The organism is Exiguobacterium sp. ERU653, assembly GCF_018617775.1.
In the GTDB taxonomy this organism is placed as follows: Bacteria; Bacillota; Bacilli; order Exiguobacteriales; family Exiguobacteriaceae; genus Exiguobacterium; species Exiguobacterium marinum.
Window position 1 is genome coordinate 863,944 of record NZ_JACSKV010000001.1, and the last position, 13,803, is coordinate 877,746.

The 13,803-nt window shown below is 46.1% G+C and carries 12 protein-coding genes; 2 read left to right on the forward strand and 10 right to left on the reverse strand.

Annotation, left to right across the window (positions count from 1 at the left end; translation table 11 throughout):
* Positions 1-9 precede the first annotated feature (9 nt).
* The 8 genes from KNO95_RS04470 to KNO95_RS04505 form a co-directional block, all read right to left on the reverse strand.
* Complete coding sequence (locus KNO95_RS04470; protein WP_214878381.1) at positions 10-882, reverse strand: M15 family metallopeptidase; 873 nt, start codon at positions 880-882, stop codon at positions 10-12.
* Positions 883-960: 78 nt separating this feature from the next.
* A complete protein-coding gene (locus tag KNO95_RS04475; RefSeq protein WP_026825868.1) occupies positions 961-1,377 on the reverse strand; it encodes an acyl-CoA thioesterase in 417 nt (138 codons plus the stop codon).
* A gap of 31 nt (positions 1,378-1,408) precedes the next feature.
* Positions 1,409-3,667: an AAA family ATPase gene (locus KNO95_RS04480; protein WP_214878384.1), complete on the reverse strand. Its 2,259-nt coding sequence runs from the start codon at positions 3,665-3,667 to the stop codon at positions 1,409-1,411.
* 56 nt (positions 3,668-3,723) lie between these two features.
* Entirely contained in the window at positions 3,724-4,401 is a 678-nt protein-coding gene (locus tag KNO95_RS04485) for a hypothetical protein (RefSeq protein ID WP_214878386.1), read from the reverse strand.
* Positions 4,402-4,503: 102 nt separating this feature from the next.
* Positions 4,504-6,069: a BCCT family transporter gene (locus KNO95_RS04490; RefSeq protein WP_214701940.1), complete on the reverse strand. Its 1,566-nt coding sequence runs from the start codon at positions 6,067-6,069 to the stop codon at positions 4,504-4,506.
* 125 nt (positions 6,070-6,194) lie between these two features.
* Complete coding sequence (locus KNO95_RS04495) at positions 6,195-6,689, reverse strand: DUF3939 domain-containing protein (protein ID WP_251125023.1); 495 nt, start codon at positions 6,687-6,689, stop codon at positions 6,195-6,197.
* 107 nt (positions 6,690-6,796) lie between these two features.
* Complete coding sequence (gene acnA / locus KNO95_RS04500; protein ID WP_026825863.1) at positions 6,797-9,511, reverse strand: aconitate hydratase AcnA; 2,715 nt, start codon at positions 9,509-9,511, stop codon at positions 6,797-6,799.
* A gap of 193 nt (positions 9,512-9,704) precedes the next feature.
* On the reverse strand, positions 9,705-11,303 hold the full coding sequence (locus KNO95_RS04505) for a peptide chain release factor 3 (protein ID WP_026825862.1): 1,599 nt from the start codon (positions 11,301-11,303) through the stop codon (positions 9,705-9,707).
* 178 nt (positions 11,304-11,481) lie between these two features.
* On the opposite strand from KNO95_RS04505, the gene KNO95_RS04510 reads away from it, so the two are divergent.
* Positions 11,482-11,913, forward strand: coding sequence for a DUF2621 domain-containing protein (locus tag KNO95_RS04510; RefSeq protein ID WP_026825861.1), 432 nt, complete (start codon positions 11,482-11,484; stop codon positions 11,911-11,913).
* A gap of 315 nt (positions 11,914-12,228) precedes the next feature.
* On the opposite strand, the gene KNO95_RS04515 is transcribed toward KNO95_RS04510, so the two are convergent.
* A complete protein-coding gene (locus KNO95_RS04515) occupies positions 12,229-12,681 on the reverse strand; it encodes a CcdC family protein (RefSeq protein ID WP_026825860.1) in 453 nt (150 codons plus the stop codon).
* A gap of 19 nt (positions 12,682-12,700) precedes the next feature.
* Positions 12,701-13,399 (reverse strand): cytochrome c biogenesis CcdA family protein, encoded by a 699-nt coding sequence (locus tag KNO95_RS04520; RefSeq protein ID WP_026825859.1) that lies wholly within the window; start codon positions 13,397-13,399, stop codon positions 12,701-12,703.
* 188 nt (positions 13,400-13,587) lie between these two features.
* Here KNO95_RS04520 and KNO95_RS04525 point away from each other — a divergent pair, with 188 nt between their 5' ends.
* Positions 13,588-13,770: an aspartyl-phosphate phosphatase Spo0E family protein gene (locus KNO95_RS04525; RefSeq protein ID WP_026825858.1), complete on the forward strand. Its 183-nt coding sequence runs from the start codon at positions 13,588-13,590 to the stop codon at positions 13,768-13,770.
* Positions 13,771-13,803: the final 33 nt, after the last annotated feature.

The following is a 13,803-nucleotide window of genomic DNA, read 5'->3' on the forward strand; positions in this document are numbered from 1 at the left end:
CAATTCCCCTTACTTCATAAATTCCTGAATATAACGATCGTATGGTTTATTTAAAGTATGCACTTGTTTGGCATGTTCCATACCGATAAAGCGTAAGTGCCACGGCTCGTACATATACCCTGTTTCTTCCTCAAACGCTCGTTGATAGCGGATGATAAAGCCATATTCATGGGCGTGGTCCGCTAACCATTTCCCTTCAACCGTTTCGCCAAGGTTTTGAGTGAGTTGATAGTTCACAGATGCACTCGATACATCGATTGCAAGGCCAGTCTGATGCTCAGAATGACCTGGAGGAGCGGAATACTTCATGGCTTGTTCTTTTCCATCGCGTTCGACGTAAGCATTGAATAGATTCACTTGATAGGCGTAAGAACGAAATGCGCTTGTCCCCTTTAAGTCAATCCCTTCCGTTTTCGCATCTTTCATCAAACGTTCAATCGCCACTGCTGCCTCTTTACGCAACATCCGGCGCTCACCGACCGTCGAATCAACAAAATCAATATTCGCTTCAACTAAATCGGCGGGCTGATAATTTGCCGGTAGTGCAATCTGTTTATTCACAAGAATTAATTCATCTAATTCCAAGTTTGCCACACCATCTATCTCAATCGGTTGGGCAGGTATCGTTGGTTCCATCTCTGTAGATGGATCCGGTTCAGTTGGCTGTCCGTCGACTTCTGGTTTATCATCTGTCGACTCTTCGTCAGTAGGTGACTCCGTATCCACATCGTCTTCACGATCTGAGTTTGGTGATGTCTGTGATTCATCTATTGTTGGTGACTGTGTCGTTGGTTCTTTCGGTTCAACTTGCTCGTTTGTCATACAACCGACCAATGTAAACGTCAAGGCGCCGCAAACCATCAGGAATGATGGATAACGCATGCGATCTTCCCCTTTCTAAATATCAAAAAGTACCGTCAAGATATGATACCACACTGACGGTACGAAGACAGAAGATTCTTAAACAGGATTCATGACGCTCATGTACATCTCATGCCATTTTGGAAATTCACGATCGAGGCGAATCGGTTTAAAATCACCTCGTTTGACGACCACATGTGTAGTCGTTGCCTTACCGACAAGTTCGCCTTGTTGGTTCGTCAACTCATACCCATAAATCGTTCTGACTTTCGAATACTGATCAACCCATACGCGGACATGGACCGTATCACCGAATGTCACACTCCGTTTATAATCGACAGTAACGTTCGTCACGGGTGAAACAAATCCCGCCTCTTCCATATCTTTGTATTCGACCCCAAGTTGTCGTAACAATTCAGTACGCGCAATCTCTAAATAAACCAAATAGTTGGCATGATAGACGATTCCCATCATGTCCGTTTCTTGATATCTTACTGGAATTTGAATCGTATGCATTGAATCATCCTTCTTTCCTAACGTCAGTATATTATAGCTTGCTCTTAATATCTACTACTAATAACTGTTGAAGCGATGCTTCTTCCTCTTCATTCGATACGATACGATACGATTGACGCGCAATCGACTCATCAATGACGGAAAGAGCAGTTCGTGCATTCGCGTCCTTAATTTCTCCCAATCGAGTCGCCAATGCTTCAACCGCTTCATCGTCTATCACGTATCCGAACTGATTTGCATAATTTATAGCAATCTCCACCAATTGACTTTGTGAATAGTCAGCGAAATGGATCGTGCGTTTCATCCGACTGCTCAGCCCTGGATTCGATTCGATCAACCTGCGCATCGGTCCTTCATATCCCGCAAGGACGACGACAAGGTTCTCACCATGTTTAGGCATCTCGTCAACAAGCGTATCAATCGCCTCCCGACCGTAGTCATTCACTCCCCCATTCAAGCTATACGCTTCGTCAATGAGTAATACGCCACCAAGTGCGTCACGGATTGCTTCTTTTGTTTTTTGAGCTGTCTGTCCTACATAGCCACTGACCAAGTCGGCTCGACTGACGACATTAACATGTCCCCGCTTCAAGTATCCTGTGCGTTTCAACATCTGTGCATACAAGTAAGCAAAGGTCGTCTTCCCAGTTCCACTGTTTCCTGTAAGCGTCATATGGAGTTGGACGGGTGCAGCTTTCAAACCGAGCGCCTTTCGTTTCTTCTGAACCTTTACGAGCGCTTCAATCTCTGCCAACTGCGTTTTCGCTTCCTCCATACCGACAAGGTCATCTAAAGAAGTCGGAGACGATTCATCCATCGGCTGTTCGAAGTCTTCTTCCGTCAATAGGGCCATTTCGTCTAGAGGGGCATCTGCTCCAAACCGTGATCCTTTTTTAAACATCGCATCAAGTAAAATGTTATGGACGGTTCTGGCGTTCCCGAATGTCAAATCGACTCGTTCCCGGTCAATTCGAGAGAGTAGCGCACGTTTTGCATCTTCGGTCAATACGTAATTGTTCTCTTGCGCCACTTTTTCTCCGATGGCGACCAGTTCTTCGTCACGATAGTTCGGTAACTCATAATGATTCGATTCAGGGAATCTTGAACGCAAGCCCGGGTTCGCGAGTAAGAAATGGCGCATCTCCTCTGGATAACCGGCAAGGATGACGACAAACTTCCCGGCATATTCACCACTCGTCATTGCTGCGACAAGTGTATCGATGGCTGCTTGTCCATAATCGCTTCCACTCGCATCTTGACGCTTTAACGCATACGCCTCATCAATGAACAAGACGCCACCTTCTGCCTCCTTCACCTTATTCATCACTTGTTCCTCTGTTTGGCCGACATATGCCCCGACAAGGCTCGAGCGATCCGCCTCAACGAGATCTGGACGACCGAGCAAACCGAGCTCGAAATAGATTTCTGCCATAAGCCTTGCAAGTGTCGTCTTGCCGGTTCCCGGGTTTCCTGTGAAAACGAGGTGGAGGGAAGGCTGATGCTTCGAAGAGAAGCCTGCTTTCTCTCGTTCTTTTTGGAAGAGAAGAAAGCGATACCACGCCTTCACCCGCTCTTTAATGTTCTCGAGTCCAATCATCTCCTCGAGTGATTCAATTGCACTCGACCGAGTTTCGCTCTGACGTTCCGGTAACAGATTGCAGATTGTGTCCAGTCGCTCCTTAACGAATCCCACACGTTCCCCGAACCGACGAAACGCTTCCCGACTGAAATAGTTCCCTTGCATCGATGCAAGCAAGGACGCCGTATCATCTTCGAGAGATGCGACTTCTTGCATTGCCTCGATAATCGCCTCAAACAATTTCTCGAGCTGACCTCGCCATTCGGAATCACGCAAATCCGATTTTGCAGTCTCTACTTCATCATGGAGTTGGTCGAGTTGGTCGAGTAGTGCTGATGTTTTAGACTCGTACTCCGTCAAAATTTGTACCTTCATCGATGCATAATCTGCTTCCCGTAGTGTCGGCCAATCGATTTGAAGTGCCTGCTTTGAACGGCGCAACAGCTCATTCAATTGAAATAAACGCAACTCATTGGGTAACGCATTCATCGACTCCAACTCTTTTACCCAACGGTTTAGTAACGGGTCCATCGACTCCCTTTGTTCGAGCCGATTCGTTGCGAGTAAGGTCAACGAACGAATCAATTCTTCTTGATGCTGAGTCGCTCGAGACCAATGTGCATAGGATAACAATGCTGCTTCATTGATTTTTTCGCCCGCTTCCCAGTTCGCCAAATCCGTTTGAACTTGTTCTACTTGAATTTGTTTCATCCTGTTCTCCCTTTCAGACGACAAGGGAGCCGACATCATGTCTGCTCCCCATCGGATTATCTTGATTCAAAAGATGTCATCCGAATCGAATGGAATAACTTCCCGTTATTCCGCGATTCTGCCGCGAGCAAAATTCGTTCGTTCGCATCGACATAATATGTGACTGTTTCTTTATTTTCTTCCTCACTGAAAATCGATGGATAATTTTCAATCCATTCTTTCGGAACCGCTTCAGCTGTTTCGGACTTTACGTAAGCTTGCGCAGTACGTCCAACTAAATTCGTCTCTCCTTCACTTGAACCAAGAGTACCATCATCAAGCCATTTACGAATCTGTTCGTTCGTGGCACGTGACAAGAACGGGTGTGGCGCAACTGCTCCTGAATTCGTTTCTTGGCGTAGAACCTCTTCCCCATCCGGGTTAAACTCCAAGTACGTCTCTCCGTCCCATTCTGCTTTTGCACCGACATTCGGACCTGTAACGACTTCCGAGACAAAATGTCCGTCATCGTCATATGTGACAAGATATTCCCGTTCTTCGAGTTTTTCTCCTTCTTTCGGAAGTTTACGCTCTTGGTATCCGATCACGACATTTGAGTAAAAAGGTTCGACCTGTTCTTTCTCTTCACCATTTAAATTAAAGAGAACGTAAAAATTATAAGCGAGTAACGTCCCGACAATGAGGATGCCGGCCAATATCACCCAGCTCAACCGTTTTTTCATCTGTTGTTTCATAGCCTATCCTCCTCGTTTCTTCACTTACTATCCTACACTAGCGAAGAAGACAAGCAAAATATTTTTAACTAAAAAAGGGCCTCCATAGAGACCCTAACTGGTTTAACCTAACTTATCTTCATCTTTCTTTTGCATTTCGAGCCATTTGTCTCGCTCATCTGGTTCATCGGCCAAATCTTTGAACAAGGCGACGATCATAAAGATGAGTACGAAAACGAATGGGAATGCCGCAAGAATCGCTACAGCTTGTAAGGCGGCAAGGCCTCCTGAATAAAGCAGTACGGCCGCGATTGAAGATTGAATGATCCCCCACGTCATTTTAATACGCATTGGAGGAACGAGCTTACCATTCGATGTGAGCATTCCTAATACATAAGTTGCAGAGTCCGCAGATGTGATAAAGAATGTCGAAATCAAGAAGACAGCGACAATACTCAGTACCGTTCCAAATCCACCGAACGTGTCAAACAGTGCGAAAAGTCCGATTTCTGTACCGATTTCGTTTACTTGACCAATCAAGTTGTATCCACCGAACAAGTCAGCCCAAATCGCTGAACCACCAAAGACAGAGAACCAGATGAGCCCAAACGATGTCGGGACAAGTAAGATTCCGATGATGAATTCACGAATCGTACGTCCTTTCGAAACGCGCGCAATGAATGTTCCGACGAATGGTGACCAAGAGATCCACCATGCCCAATAGAAGATTGTCCAACCGTTGATCCATTCTCGTTCAATCGGCTCAAACGCGGCGGTACGGAAACTCATACCCGGTAGTTGTTGCAAATAAGTACCGACAGTTTGCGTAAACAAGTCGAAAATGAACGCCGTCGGTCCAGCAAACATCGTTGCAACGAGTAAGACGATGGCGAGGAAGATGTTTGTGTTACTTAAAATCCGAATTCCTTTGTCGAGACCTGTTGAGGCGCTGATCATATAAAGAACCGTTACGACGGCGATGATGATCAACTGTGTCACGAAGGCGTTCGGTACCCCAGGGATGAGGTAATGAAGGCCCCCGGCAATCTGTTGAGCACCAAAACCAAGTGATGTCGCTACCCCGAACGCCGTCGCAATGACTGCAAGGATATCGACTGTCTGTTTCACAGGTTTTTCATAACGATTGTGGACGAGCGAACCGATCGTTTCCCCAATCGTCGCCGGACGTCCTTTTCTAAACGTCGAGTAGGCGATGGCGAGTGCAATCATCGCATAAATCGCCCATGGGTGGAATCCCCAGTGGAAAAAGGCATAACGCATTGCTATCCTTGCGTCTCCTTCAGGCGTCAATGATGAGAATGGTGGTGAGTGGAAATGAAGTAACGGCTCTGCTGCTCCCCAGAAGATGAGGCCAATCCCCATTCCGGCACTAAACAGCATCGCGAACCACGACAAATAACTAAACTCTGGACGGTCCGAGTCTTTCCCAAGACGAATCGAGCCATACCGTGAAAAGATTAAAAAGATAGCAACGAGCAGGAATCCTGTCGCACTCAAAAGATAGAACCAACCCATCCCGTTTGAGAGCCAGCCTTGAAGTGTGCTCGTTATATTGAGTAGACTCGCATTTCCAATGACACTCTCGGGGAAGAGTCCCCAGATTGTGAATAAGCCTGTTATGATTGCAGATACGACGAACACGGTCGTCACACGGCTTTTCCGTTCCATAAAAATCACTCCTATTTAATTTTCTATTTTCATATACGTTTTCCACCCTAACATACTTTTTAAACAAGTAACAACCCCATCTGTCATTAAATGTGTCATTTACCGCAAAACATATAGGTGTCTTGTCAAGAGGTAGACTCTTTAGGTTCTAGTGAGACAATCAATGTTTCGTCCACCACGTAGTACGGTCGTTTTGGTAACGTTTTTAAATAACCACCTTCTCTTAATCGCGATAAATCTAGTTGTAATGAATCTTGAAATTTTCGTAGCGGTAATTTTTTTTCTTGATCCATATACAGATCGAGGGCACGTTGCACCTGATCCATCTCGTATATGACGTCTCGTTCTTCTTCAGGCACGATATGAAATGTTTCTTTTGACATATAAAAGCGTTGTTTCGGAATTCCGGATAAATGATGTTTCAATCGCTTCGTGTCGATTTCTTGCGTGTCATCCAACAGGACGGTGCGATTTACCCCTTTTGGCAACGCTTGTTCATATTCGTGAATCGCTTGCCGTAATTCAGAGAGCGTGATATCAATCTCGTGATCAGGCTCCACTTCTTTTTGTTGCATCAGCCGCTTCCACCAACTTTTTCCAACTTTTTCATCTCGATCCATGTGCATACCCCTCCCTCTCTTCCTGTTCCCGATTCCATTAAAACTTTCACCATAAAATCGCATATTCATGAAAAAAACCTTCCTTTTTTCAAAGGAAGGTGTGCAGCTTATTTCAATTTGTTGCGGAGAACCATCTGTAAGATTCCACCGTGACGATAGTAATCGATTTCAACTTCCGAGTCGAAACGAGCGATGACTTTGAATTCTGTCACCGTTCCGTTCTCGTGTGTTGCTTTAGCGTTTAAGATGTCACGCGGACGAACAGACTCATCGACTTGGATATCAATCGCTTCCTCACCAGTCAAACCGAGTGATTCTGAAGATTCCCCATCTAAGAACTGAAGTGGAAGTACACCCATCATGACAAGGTTTGAACGGTGAATCCGCTCGAAACTTTGCGCGACCACCGCACGAATTCCAAGAAGGTTCGTTCCTTTTGCTGCCCAGTCACGGGACGACCCCATTCCGTAGTCGTTTCCAGCAAGAACGATGAGACCAGTCCCTTGCTCTTTATACTTCATCGCCGCATCGTACATCGGCATGATTTCTCCAGTTGGCCAGTAAGTCGTGAATCCACCTTCTGTACCCGGAGCGACTTGGTTACGGATTCGGATGTTCGCGAACGTACCGCGCATCATCACTTCGTGGTTACCACGTCGCGAACCGTACGAGTTGAAATCGATTGGCTCCACTCCTTTTGAAAGGAGATATTGACCTGCTGGTGTCGTCTTCGAGAACGAGCCTGCTGGTGAGATATGGTCCGTCGTGACCGAATCAGCGAACTTCCCGATAACGCGTAAACCATTCAACGCGTGCACCTCACCCGCTTCCGGTTCGAGTTGTTCAAAGAACGGTGGGTTTTGAATGTATGTCGACTCATCAGAGAAATCATACAAGTTTCCTTCTGGCACTTCTAGCGCGTTCCAACGTTCGTTTCCAGTAAAGACGGTTTCGTATTCTTTACGGAACGCTTCAGGGGAAACAACGTCTTGAACGACCATCTTGATTTCATCGTTCGATGGCCAAATGTCTTTGAAGTAGACTTCATTTCCATCTTTATCCGTACCGAATGAATCATTCATGACGTCAAAGTTGACAGTTCCCGCAAGAGCATAGGCGACGACGAGCGGTGGTGATGCCAAGAAGTTCGCTTTGACGAGTGGGTGAACGCGTCCTTCGAAGTTACGGTTCCCTGAGAGGACTGATGAGACGAGCAAGTCGTTGTCTGTGATCGCCTCTTCCACTTCACGGTCGAGTGGCCCGGAGTTTCCGATACATGTTGTACAGCCGTATCCGACTGTATTGAAGCCAAGCTCGTCCAAGTAAGAAGTCAAGCCAGCTTTGTCGAGATAGTCTGTGACGACCTTCGAGCCTGGTGCGAGTGACGTCTTCACATACTTCGGAACAGTCAATCCACGCTCGACAGCCTTCTTCGCCACGAGTCCGGCACCGACCATGACGTATGGGTTTGATGTGTTCGTACAACTTGTGATGGCAGCAATCGCGACATCTCCCGTGCTCATGTCGACTGCGCCGTCTTCGTAGTTAACCGTCGCCTTTTTGTCGAGTTCTGAACGGTCGAGACCGAACCCGCTATTTCCTGCAGGAGCGCTCAAGCTATCGATGAATGATGTTTGAACGTCTGAAAGGTTGATTCGGTCTTGTGGACGTTTCGGACCCGCAAGTGAAGGTTCAACTTTTGACAAGTCGAGCGTCAACACTTTCGTGAACGTTGGATCCGCTTGATCTGGCGTATAGAAGAGGTCGTTCGCTTTTGAATATTCTTCAACGAGTGTGATCAACTCTTCAGAACGGCCTGTCGTACGCATGTAGTTCAGTGTTTCCGTATCCACTGGGAAGAACCCACATGTCGCACCGTATTCAGGTGCCATGTTTGCAATTGTTGCACGGTCTGAAAGTGGCATCGTGTGAAGTGATGGACCGAAGAATTCAACAAATTTCCCGACAACTTTTTCATGACGAAGCATCTCTGTCACGACGAGCGCAACATCGGTTGCCGTCACACCTGGGTTGACTTCACCGATGATTTTGACACCGACGACGTCTGGTACTGGGAAGTATGAAGGTTGACCGAGCATGCTCGCTTCTGCTTCGATTCCTCCAACACCCCATCCGAGAACACCGAGACCGTTGATCATCGTTGTATGAGAGTCAGTTCCAACGAGTGAATCTGGGTAAGCTACTGTACCTTCCGTATCGCTCTTCTCAAGCACGACTGACGCCAAGTACTCCAAGTTTACTTGGTGAACGATTCCTGTAGCTGGTGGAACGGCACGATAGTTATCGAATGCCGTCTGTGCCCAACGTAAGAATTTGTAACGTTCTTCGTTACGTTCGAACTCGATATCCATGTTTTTCATCAACGCACCAGCAAAGCCGTACGCATCTACTTGAACAGAATGGTCAACGACGAGGTCGACAGGGATTTCTGGGTTGATTTTGTTCGGGTCCCCGCCAAGGTCTGCCATCGCTTTGCGAAGTGAAGCGAGGTCTACAACCGTCGGAACACCAGTGAAGTCTTGAAGTACGACACGTGCCGGCTTGAACGGTACGTCAATATCTTTCGAGACGTCGGCAGTACCCCATTTTGCCAAGTTCTCGACATGTTCTTTCGTGATGGCACGACCGTCTTGTTGACGGAGTACCGATTCGAGCAGAACACGAATCGAATAAGGAAGACGGCTGATGTCCGTTAATCCCTCTTCTTCTAACTTTTTCAATCGATAAAAATCATACGATTGCCCGTTCACCTCGAATTTAGTTCGAGATGAGAAGGCGTCTAAAACATTCGTCTGTTCCATTGCAATTTCCCCCTTTTTGAAAGCGCCGACCACACGACAATGCGTAATCGCTTACTTTTCACATATTTATCATAATACAAGTATAGCGTGACGTAAAATACATTCCGTCACAAATTAGTCATAAGTAAAACTTATTACGTTATTCGTTAGGAGTTAAACACAAAAAACACCTCAAAAACGAGGTGTTTACAACTTATTCTTCTGTACCAATCTCTTCATTGACGTCAAGTGCCTCGACGAGAGTCAAGTCATCGGCATGACGTTCTGCAAAACGCTCAAACGTGAACTCGTTCGCGAATAGGAAGACCGGACGTTCCCAACGGTCAGTGACGAGCATATTCCGTGAGTCTTGGAACGGTTTCAGTGCTTTCAATTCCTTGTCTTTCACCCAACGTGCAACACTGTAAGATACCGGCTCCATTCGGATATCTACGCCGTACTCGTTGTTTAAGCGATATTCGAACACTTCGAATTGAAGTTGTCCGACAGCACCGAGATAAATCTCGTTGTACTCGTTACGATAGACTTGGATTGCCCCTTCTTGTGCGAGCTGCTCCACACCTTTGTGGAAGTGTTTTGACTTGAGTGAGTTGACCGGCGATACGCGCATGAATAATTCAGGCGGGAAAGTCGGCAACGCTTCGAACGCAATCTTTTGTTTCGATGTCGTAATCGTATCCCCGATTTGATACGTCCCCGAGTCATAGATCCCGATGACATCACCGGCAAATGCCTGATCGACCGTCTCACGGTCGTTCGCCATCAACTGTGTCGACTGGCTCAATTTAATTTTCTTTCCAGTCCGTGTGAGCGTCACGTCCATTCCACGCTCAAAAACGCCAGAACAGATGCGGACGAATGCGATCCGGTCGCGGTGTGCCGGGTTCATGTTCGCTTGAATTTTAAAGACGAATCCACTGAAGTCTTCTGACGTAGGATTGATTGGACCAACGTTCGACTTACGTGCCTCTGGGGCTGGCGACATCTTTAAATAATGATTCAAGAATGCAGTCACGCCAAAGTCGACAAGTGCTGTCCCGAAGAATACTGGCGTCAATTTACCACTTTGAATCTCATTCACATCAATCTCGTTCCCGGCTCCGTCGAGAAGGTCGATCTCGTCGCGAAGATTTGTCAAGTTCTCTTCTGATAGATGATCAGCGAGCACCGGGTCGTTCACCCCATCCTCGCCCAGTTGAAGCGTCGACTTCTCACCACGGAACAAATGAACTTCATTTTTCATTCGATCATACACACCTTCGAACTGCATCCCACTCCCGATCGGCCATGTGATGGCAACAGAAGGCATGCCGAGCACTTCTTCAAGTTCCTCCATCAATTCAAGCGGATCTTTTGCCTGACGGTCCAACTTGTTCATAAATGTAAAGATCGGAATCCCACGCATACGACAAACTTGGAATAGTTTTTTCGTCTGTGCCTCAATACCTTTCGCTGCATCGATGACCATGACCGCGCTGTCGACCGATGTCAACACGCGGTATGTATCCTCACCGAAGTCATTGTGTCCAGGTGTATCCATAATCGACACGACTTTATCTTGATAAATGAATTGCATGACGGACGATGTAACCGAAATTCCACGTTGTTTCTCGATTTCCATCCAGTCAGATTTGGCGTGTTTTGAATTTTTTCGTGCTTTGACCGTACCCGCCTCACGAATCGCACCACCGTGCAAAAGTAACTTTTCTGTTAATGTCGTCTTCCCCGCATCCGGGTGAGAGATGATGCCGAATATTCGACGTCTCTCAACTTCCTGTTTCAATTGGCTCATATACTATAGACCCTTCCTTTCTCGACTCAGATCATGCTTATTCTCGTAGCAACGCTCTCTATTCTAACGAAATCGATTCAGTTCGTCTATCCTAACAGGACGTGCGCCTTTTGCAATTTGATTCTTTTTTGTATACTTACGATGAAAGTAAGTGAATGAATAGAACGGGGGAAAGACGATGCCAGAAAACTTGATGATGTATTTCATTATATTCTGGGGATTCGTCATGATTGGTCTCATGACGATTGGCGGGTACTTCATGTTCCGCAAGTTTTTAAAACGAATGCCGAAAGAAGATGGACGTTCCCTACTTGATATTGAAGATGATTATATAGAGAGAACGCTTCACCTATGGACCCCGGAAACTCGGACGCTACTAGACCGGCTCGTCTCACCGGTTCCCGAGTTGTTCCGCGACGTCGCCATCCGAAAAATCGCCGGGAAGATTGGGCAGTTCGCACTTGAATCCCGGGCTAAAAAGATGACGACCGAACTCGTTGTAAAAGGATATATCGCTGCAACGCCAAAACGCGATCACAAGTTTCTAAAGAAAGCACTGGCCGAAGAAAAAATTGACTGGACACCTTACGAACATTATTTTCAGCAGTAGACTCTATCCGATTCGGCTAGAGTTTTTTTGTTTATCAAATTGGGCGATTTGACTATTTGGAAATAGTAACTTTTCTTCCGATTTATATAATCTAAGCCCTTCGTTCAATTTCCAGACAGCATTGAGAACGCTCGTAACTATCGTTGCCGGACTCGTCTTCTCAGCCGCTTCCTCATCCACTCATGACTTTTTTGAACACATCATCAATAGAGGATGCAACAAAACTTAACAAATATAAGAATCGATACGGAGACAGAAGTCGCCATCCTAAAAGAGAGGTAAACAAAAATGGAGCGGCTTTGAGCCACTCCATTTTCATGTGATTGCGATTCGTTTATACTTCTGATACATCGCAATTCGCCACGGAACAATCATCCCCCACGCAATTAAATAGAACAATCCTCCAGTGGAGAAAATATCAACTTCATGCCCGACCCAAACTTTCATCGCCGTGCGAATCGCAAGTAGTGCAAAAACAACGATGAAAAATGCTTTCGAGCGGGACAGATACACTTCCCCATCCCGTTTTTCAAAGTTTGATGTTTTGATTAAGAACAGACTAAAGATCAGTCCGACCGCTAGCGCTTCAAGTACTTCAATCCATGACAAGCGAAACGCAGGAATCAAAAACTGAATCATCCCTGTTGTCATCGCAAGCGGTGGAATCAAGATTTTTTTTGCATTCGTCGGTTTCGCCGATGCTTTCACACGAACGAAGCTTGCCACGATCCCCATCAATAATGCAATAAGAGTCGATCCCCATAACATTGACATCTCGATCAACCCCTTAAAATCCGGTGAATCCGACAAGTTCGCTCATCCAGGCCGCGAATCGATTCATTCCGTCAAAATATAATAGTACGCCGAACGCCATCATCAAATAGCCTCCAACTTTTGCAACTTTCGCGCTGTTTCGTGCTAAGTACTTAATTTTGCCTACGAAGGCGACCATCACTAAAAACGGAATCGCAAAACCGATGACATACGCCAACATGTAGCCGAGACCTTGGCTCGGATTCGTTGCGGCAAGTGCAATCACGCCCGCTAAAATCGGACCCGTACAAGGCGTCCAACCAGCTGCAAACCCAATTCCGATTAATACGGTTCCAAAATACCCACTCTTTCGTTCGCCGATATCCATTTTCTTTTCGCGCATCATGAATCGCGGTTGCCAAAGGCCCGCCAAAAAAACGCCGAATACGAAAATCAAGATGGCTCCGAACATCCGTAGACTATCTTTGTACTGGATGAAGACGTCTGCAATCAACGATGTCGATAATCCAAGTACGAGAAAGACAATCGAAAAGCCGAATAAGAACGAAAATGTGTGGAACCAAGCTGTACGCTGTTTCAATCCTTCATTTTTTAATTCAGATACGGAAACCCCGGTAATATACGATAGAAAAACCGGATACAACGGGAGCGTACATGGTGATAAAAACGATAAGACGCCCGCCCCAAATGCGAGCCATAATGTGACTTCCATGACGATTTCCACCTTTCACGACCATTATAGCGAAAACCTATTTAAATTGCTCGCATCTTTTCCTTCGCATCTCAATATCATTTTGTAATTTTTGAAATGGAAATGAAACTTGTCATCTGTAAACGAAGGTGCTAAGATTTGGATATTCTAGTTCACAAAATTCTAACTTACATGATGGGGGAACGAACGTGGCAGTCACCGCAGCAGATACACTACACCAAGCCATTGAACAAAAACGTGATGAACTGTATGAAATCGCGTCAGAGCACTCTTGGACCTCGCCAGAAGTCATATTGGTCAGTCAAGAACTTGACTCGCTGATTACTCATCACGTCCTATCAAAATATAAAAAAGAACAGCTCAATACTTAATTTTATTGGCTCGTCACCTTGTGTGGCGAGCTT

What these genes read in the sequence shown, in the direction of transcription:
- KNO95_RS04485 (WP_214878386.1), bottom strand. Translation starts at nt 4,401, where the DNA reads ATGAAACAACAGATGAAAAAACGGTTGAGCTGGGTGATATTGGCCGGC.
- KNO95_RS04515 (WP_026825860.1), bottom strand. Translation starts at nt 12,681, where the DNA reads ATGTTATGGGGATCGACTCTTATTGCATTATTGATGGGGATCGTGGCA.
- KNO95_RS04480 (WP_214878384.1), bottom strand. Translation starts at nt 3,667, where the DNA reads ATGAAACAAATTCAAGTAGAACAAGTTCAAACGGATTTGGCGAACTGG.
- acnA (WP_026825863.1), bottom strand. Translation starts at nt 9,511, where the DNA reads ATGGAACAGACGAATGTTTTAGACGCCTTCTCATCTCGAACTAAATTC.
- KNO95_RS04475 (WP_026825868.1), bottom strand. Translation starts at nt 1,377, where the DNA reads ATGCATACGATTCAAATTCCAGTAAGATATCAAGAAACGGACATGATG.
- KNO95_RS04505 (WP_026825862.1), bottom strand. Translation starts at nt 11,303, where the DNA reads ATGAGCCAATTGAAACAGGAAGTTGAGAGACGTCGAATATTCGGCATC.
- KNO95_RS04495 (WP_251125023.1), bottom strand. Translation starts at nt 6,689, where the DNA reads ATGGATCGAGATGAAAAAGTTGGAAAAAGTTGGTGGAAGCGGCTGATG.
- KNO95_RS04470 (WP_214878381.1), bottom strand. Translation starts at nt 882, where the DNA reads ATGCGTTATCCATCATTCCTGATGGTTTGCGGCGCCTTGACGTTTACA.
- KNO95_RS04520 (WP_026825859.1), bottom strand. Translation starts at nt 13,399, where the DNA reads ATGGAAGTCACATTATGGCTCGCATTTGGGGCGGGCGTCTTATCGTTT.
- KNO95_RS04490 (WP_214701940.1), bottom strand. Translation starts at nt 6,069, where the DNA reads ATGGAACGGAAAAGCCGTGTGACGACCGTGTTCGTCGTATCTGCAATC.
- KNO95_RS04510 (WP_026825861.1), top strand. Translation starts at nt 11,482, where the DNA reads ATGCCAGAAAACTTGATGATGTATTTCATTATATTCTGGGGATTCGTC.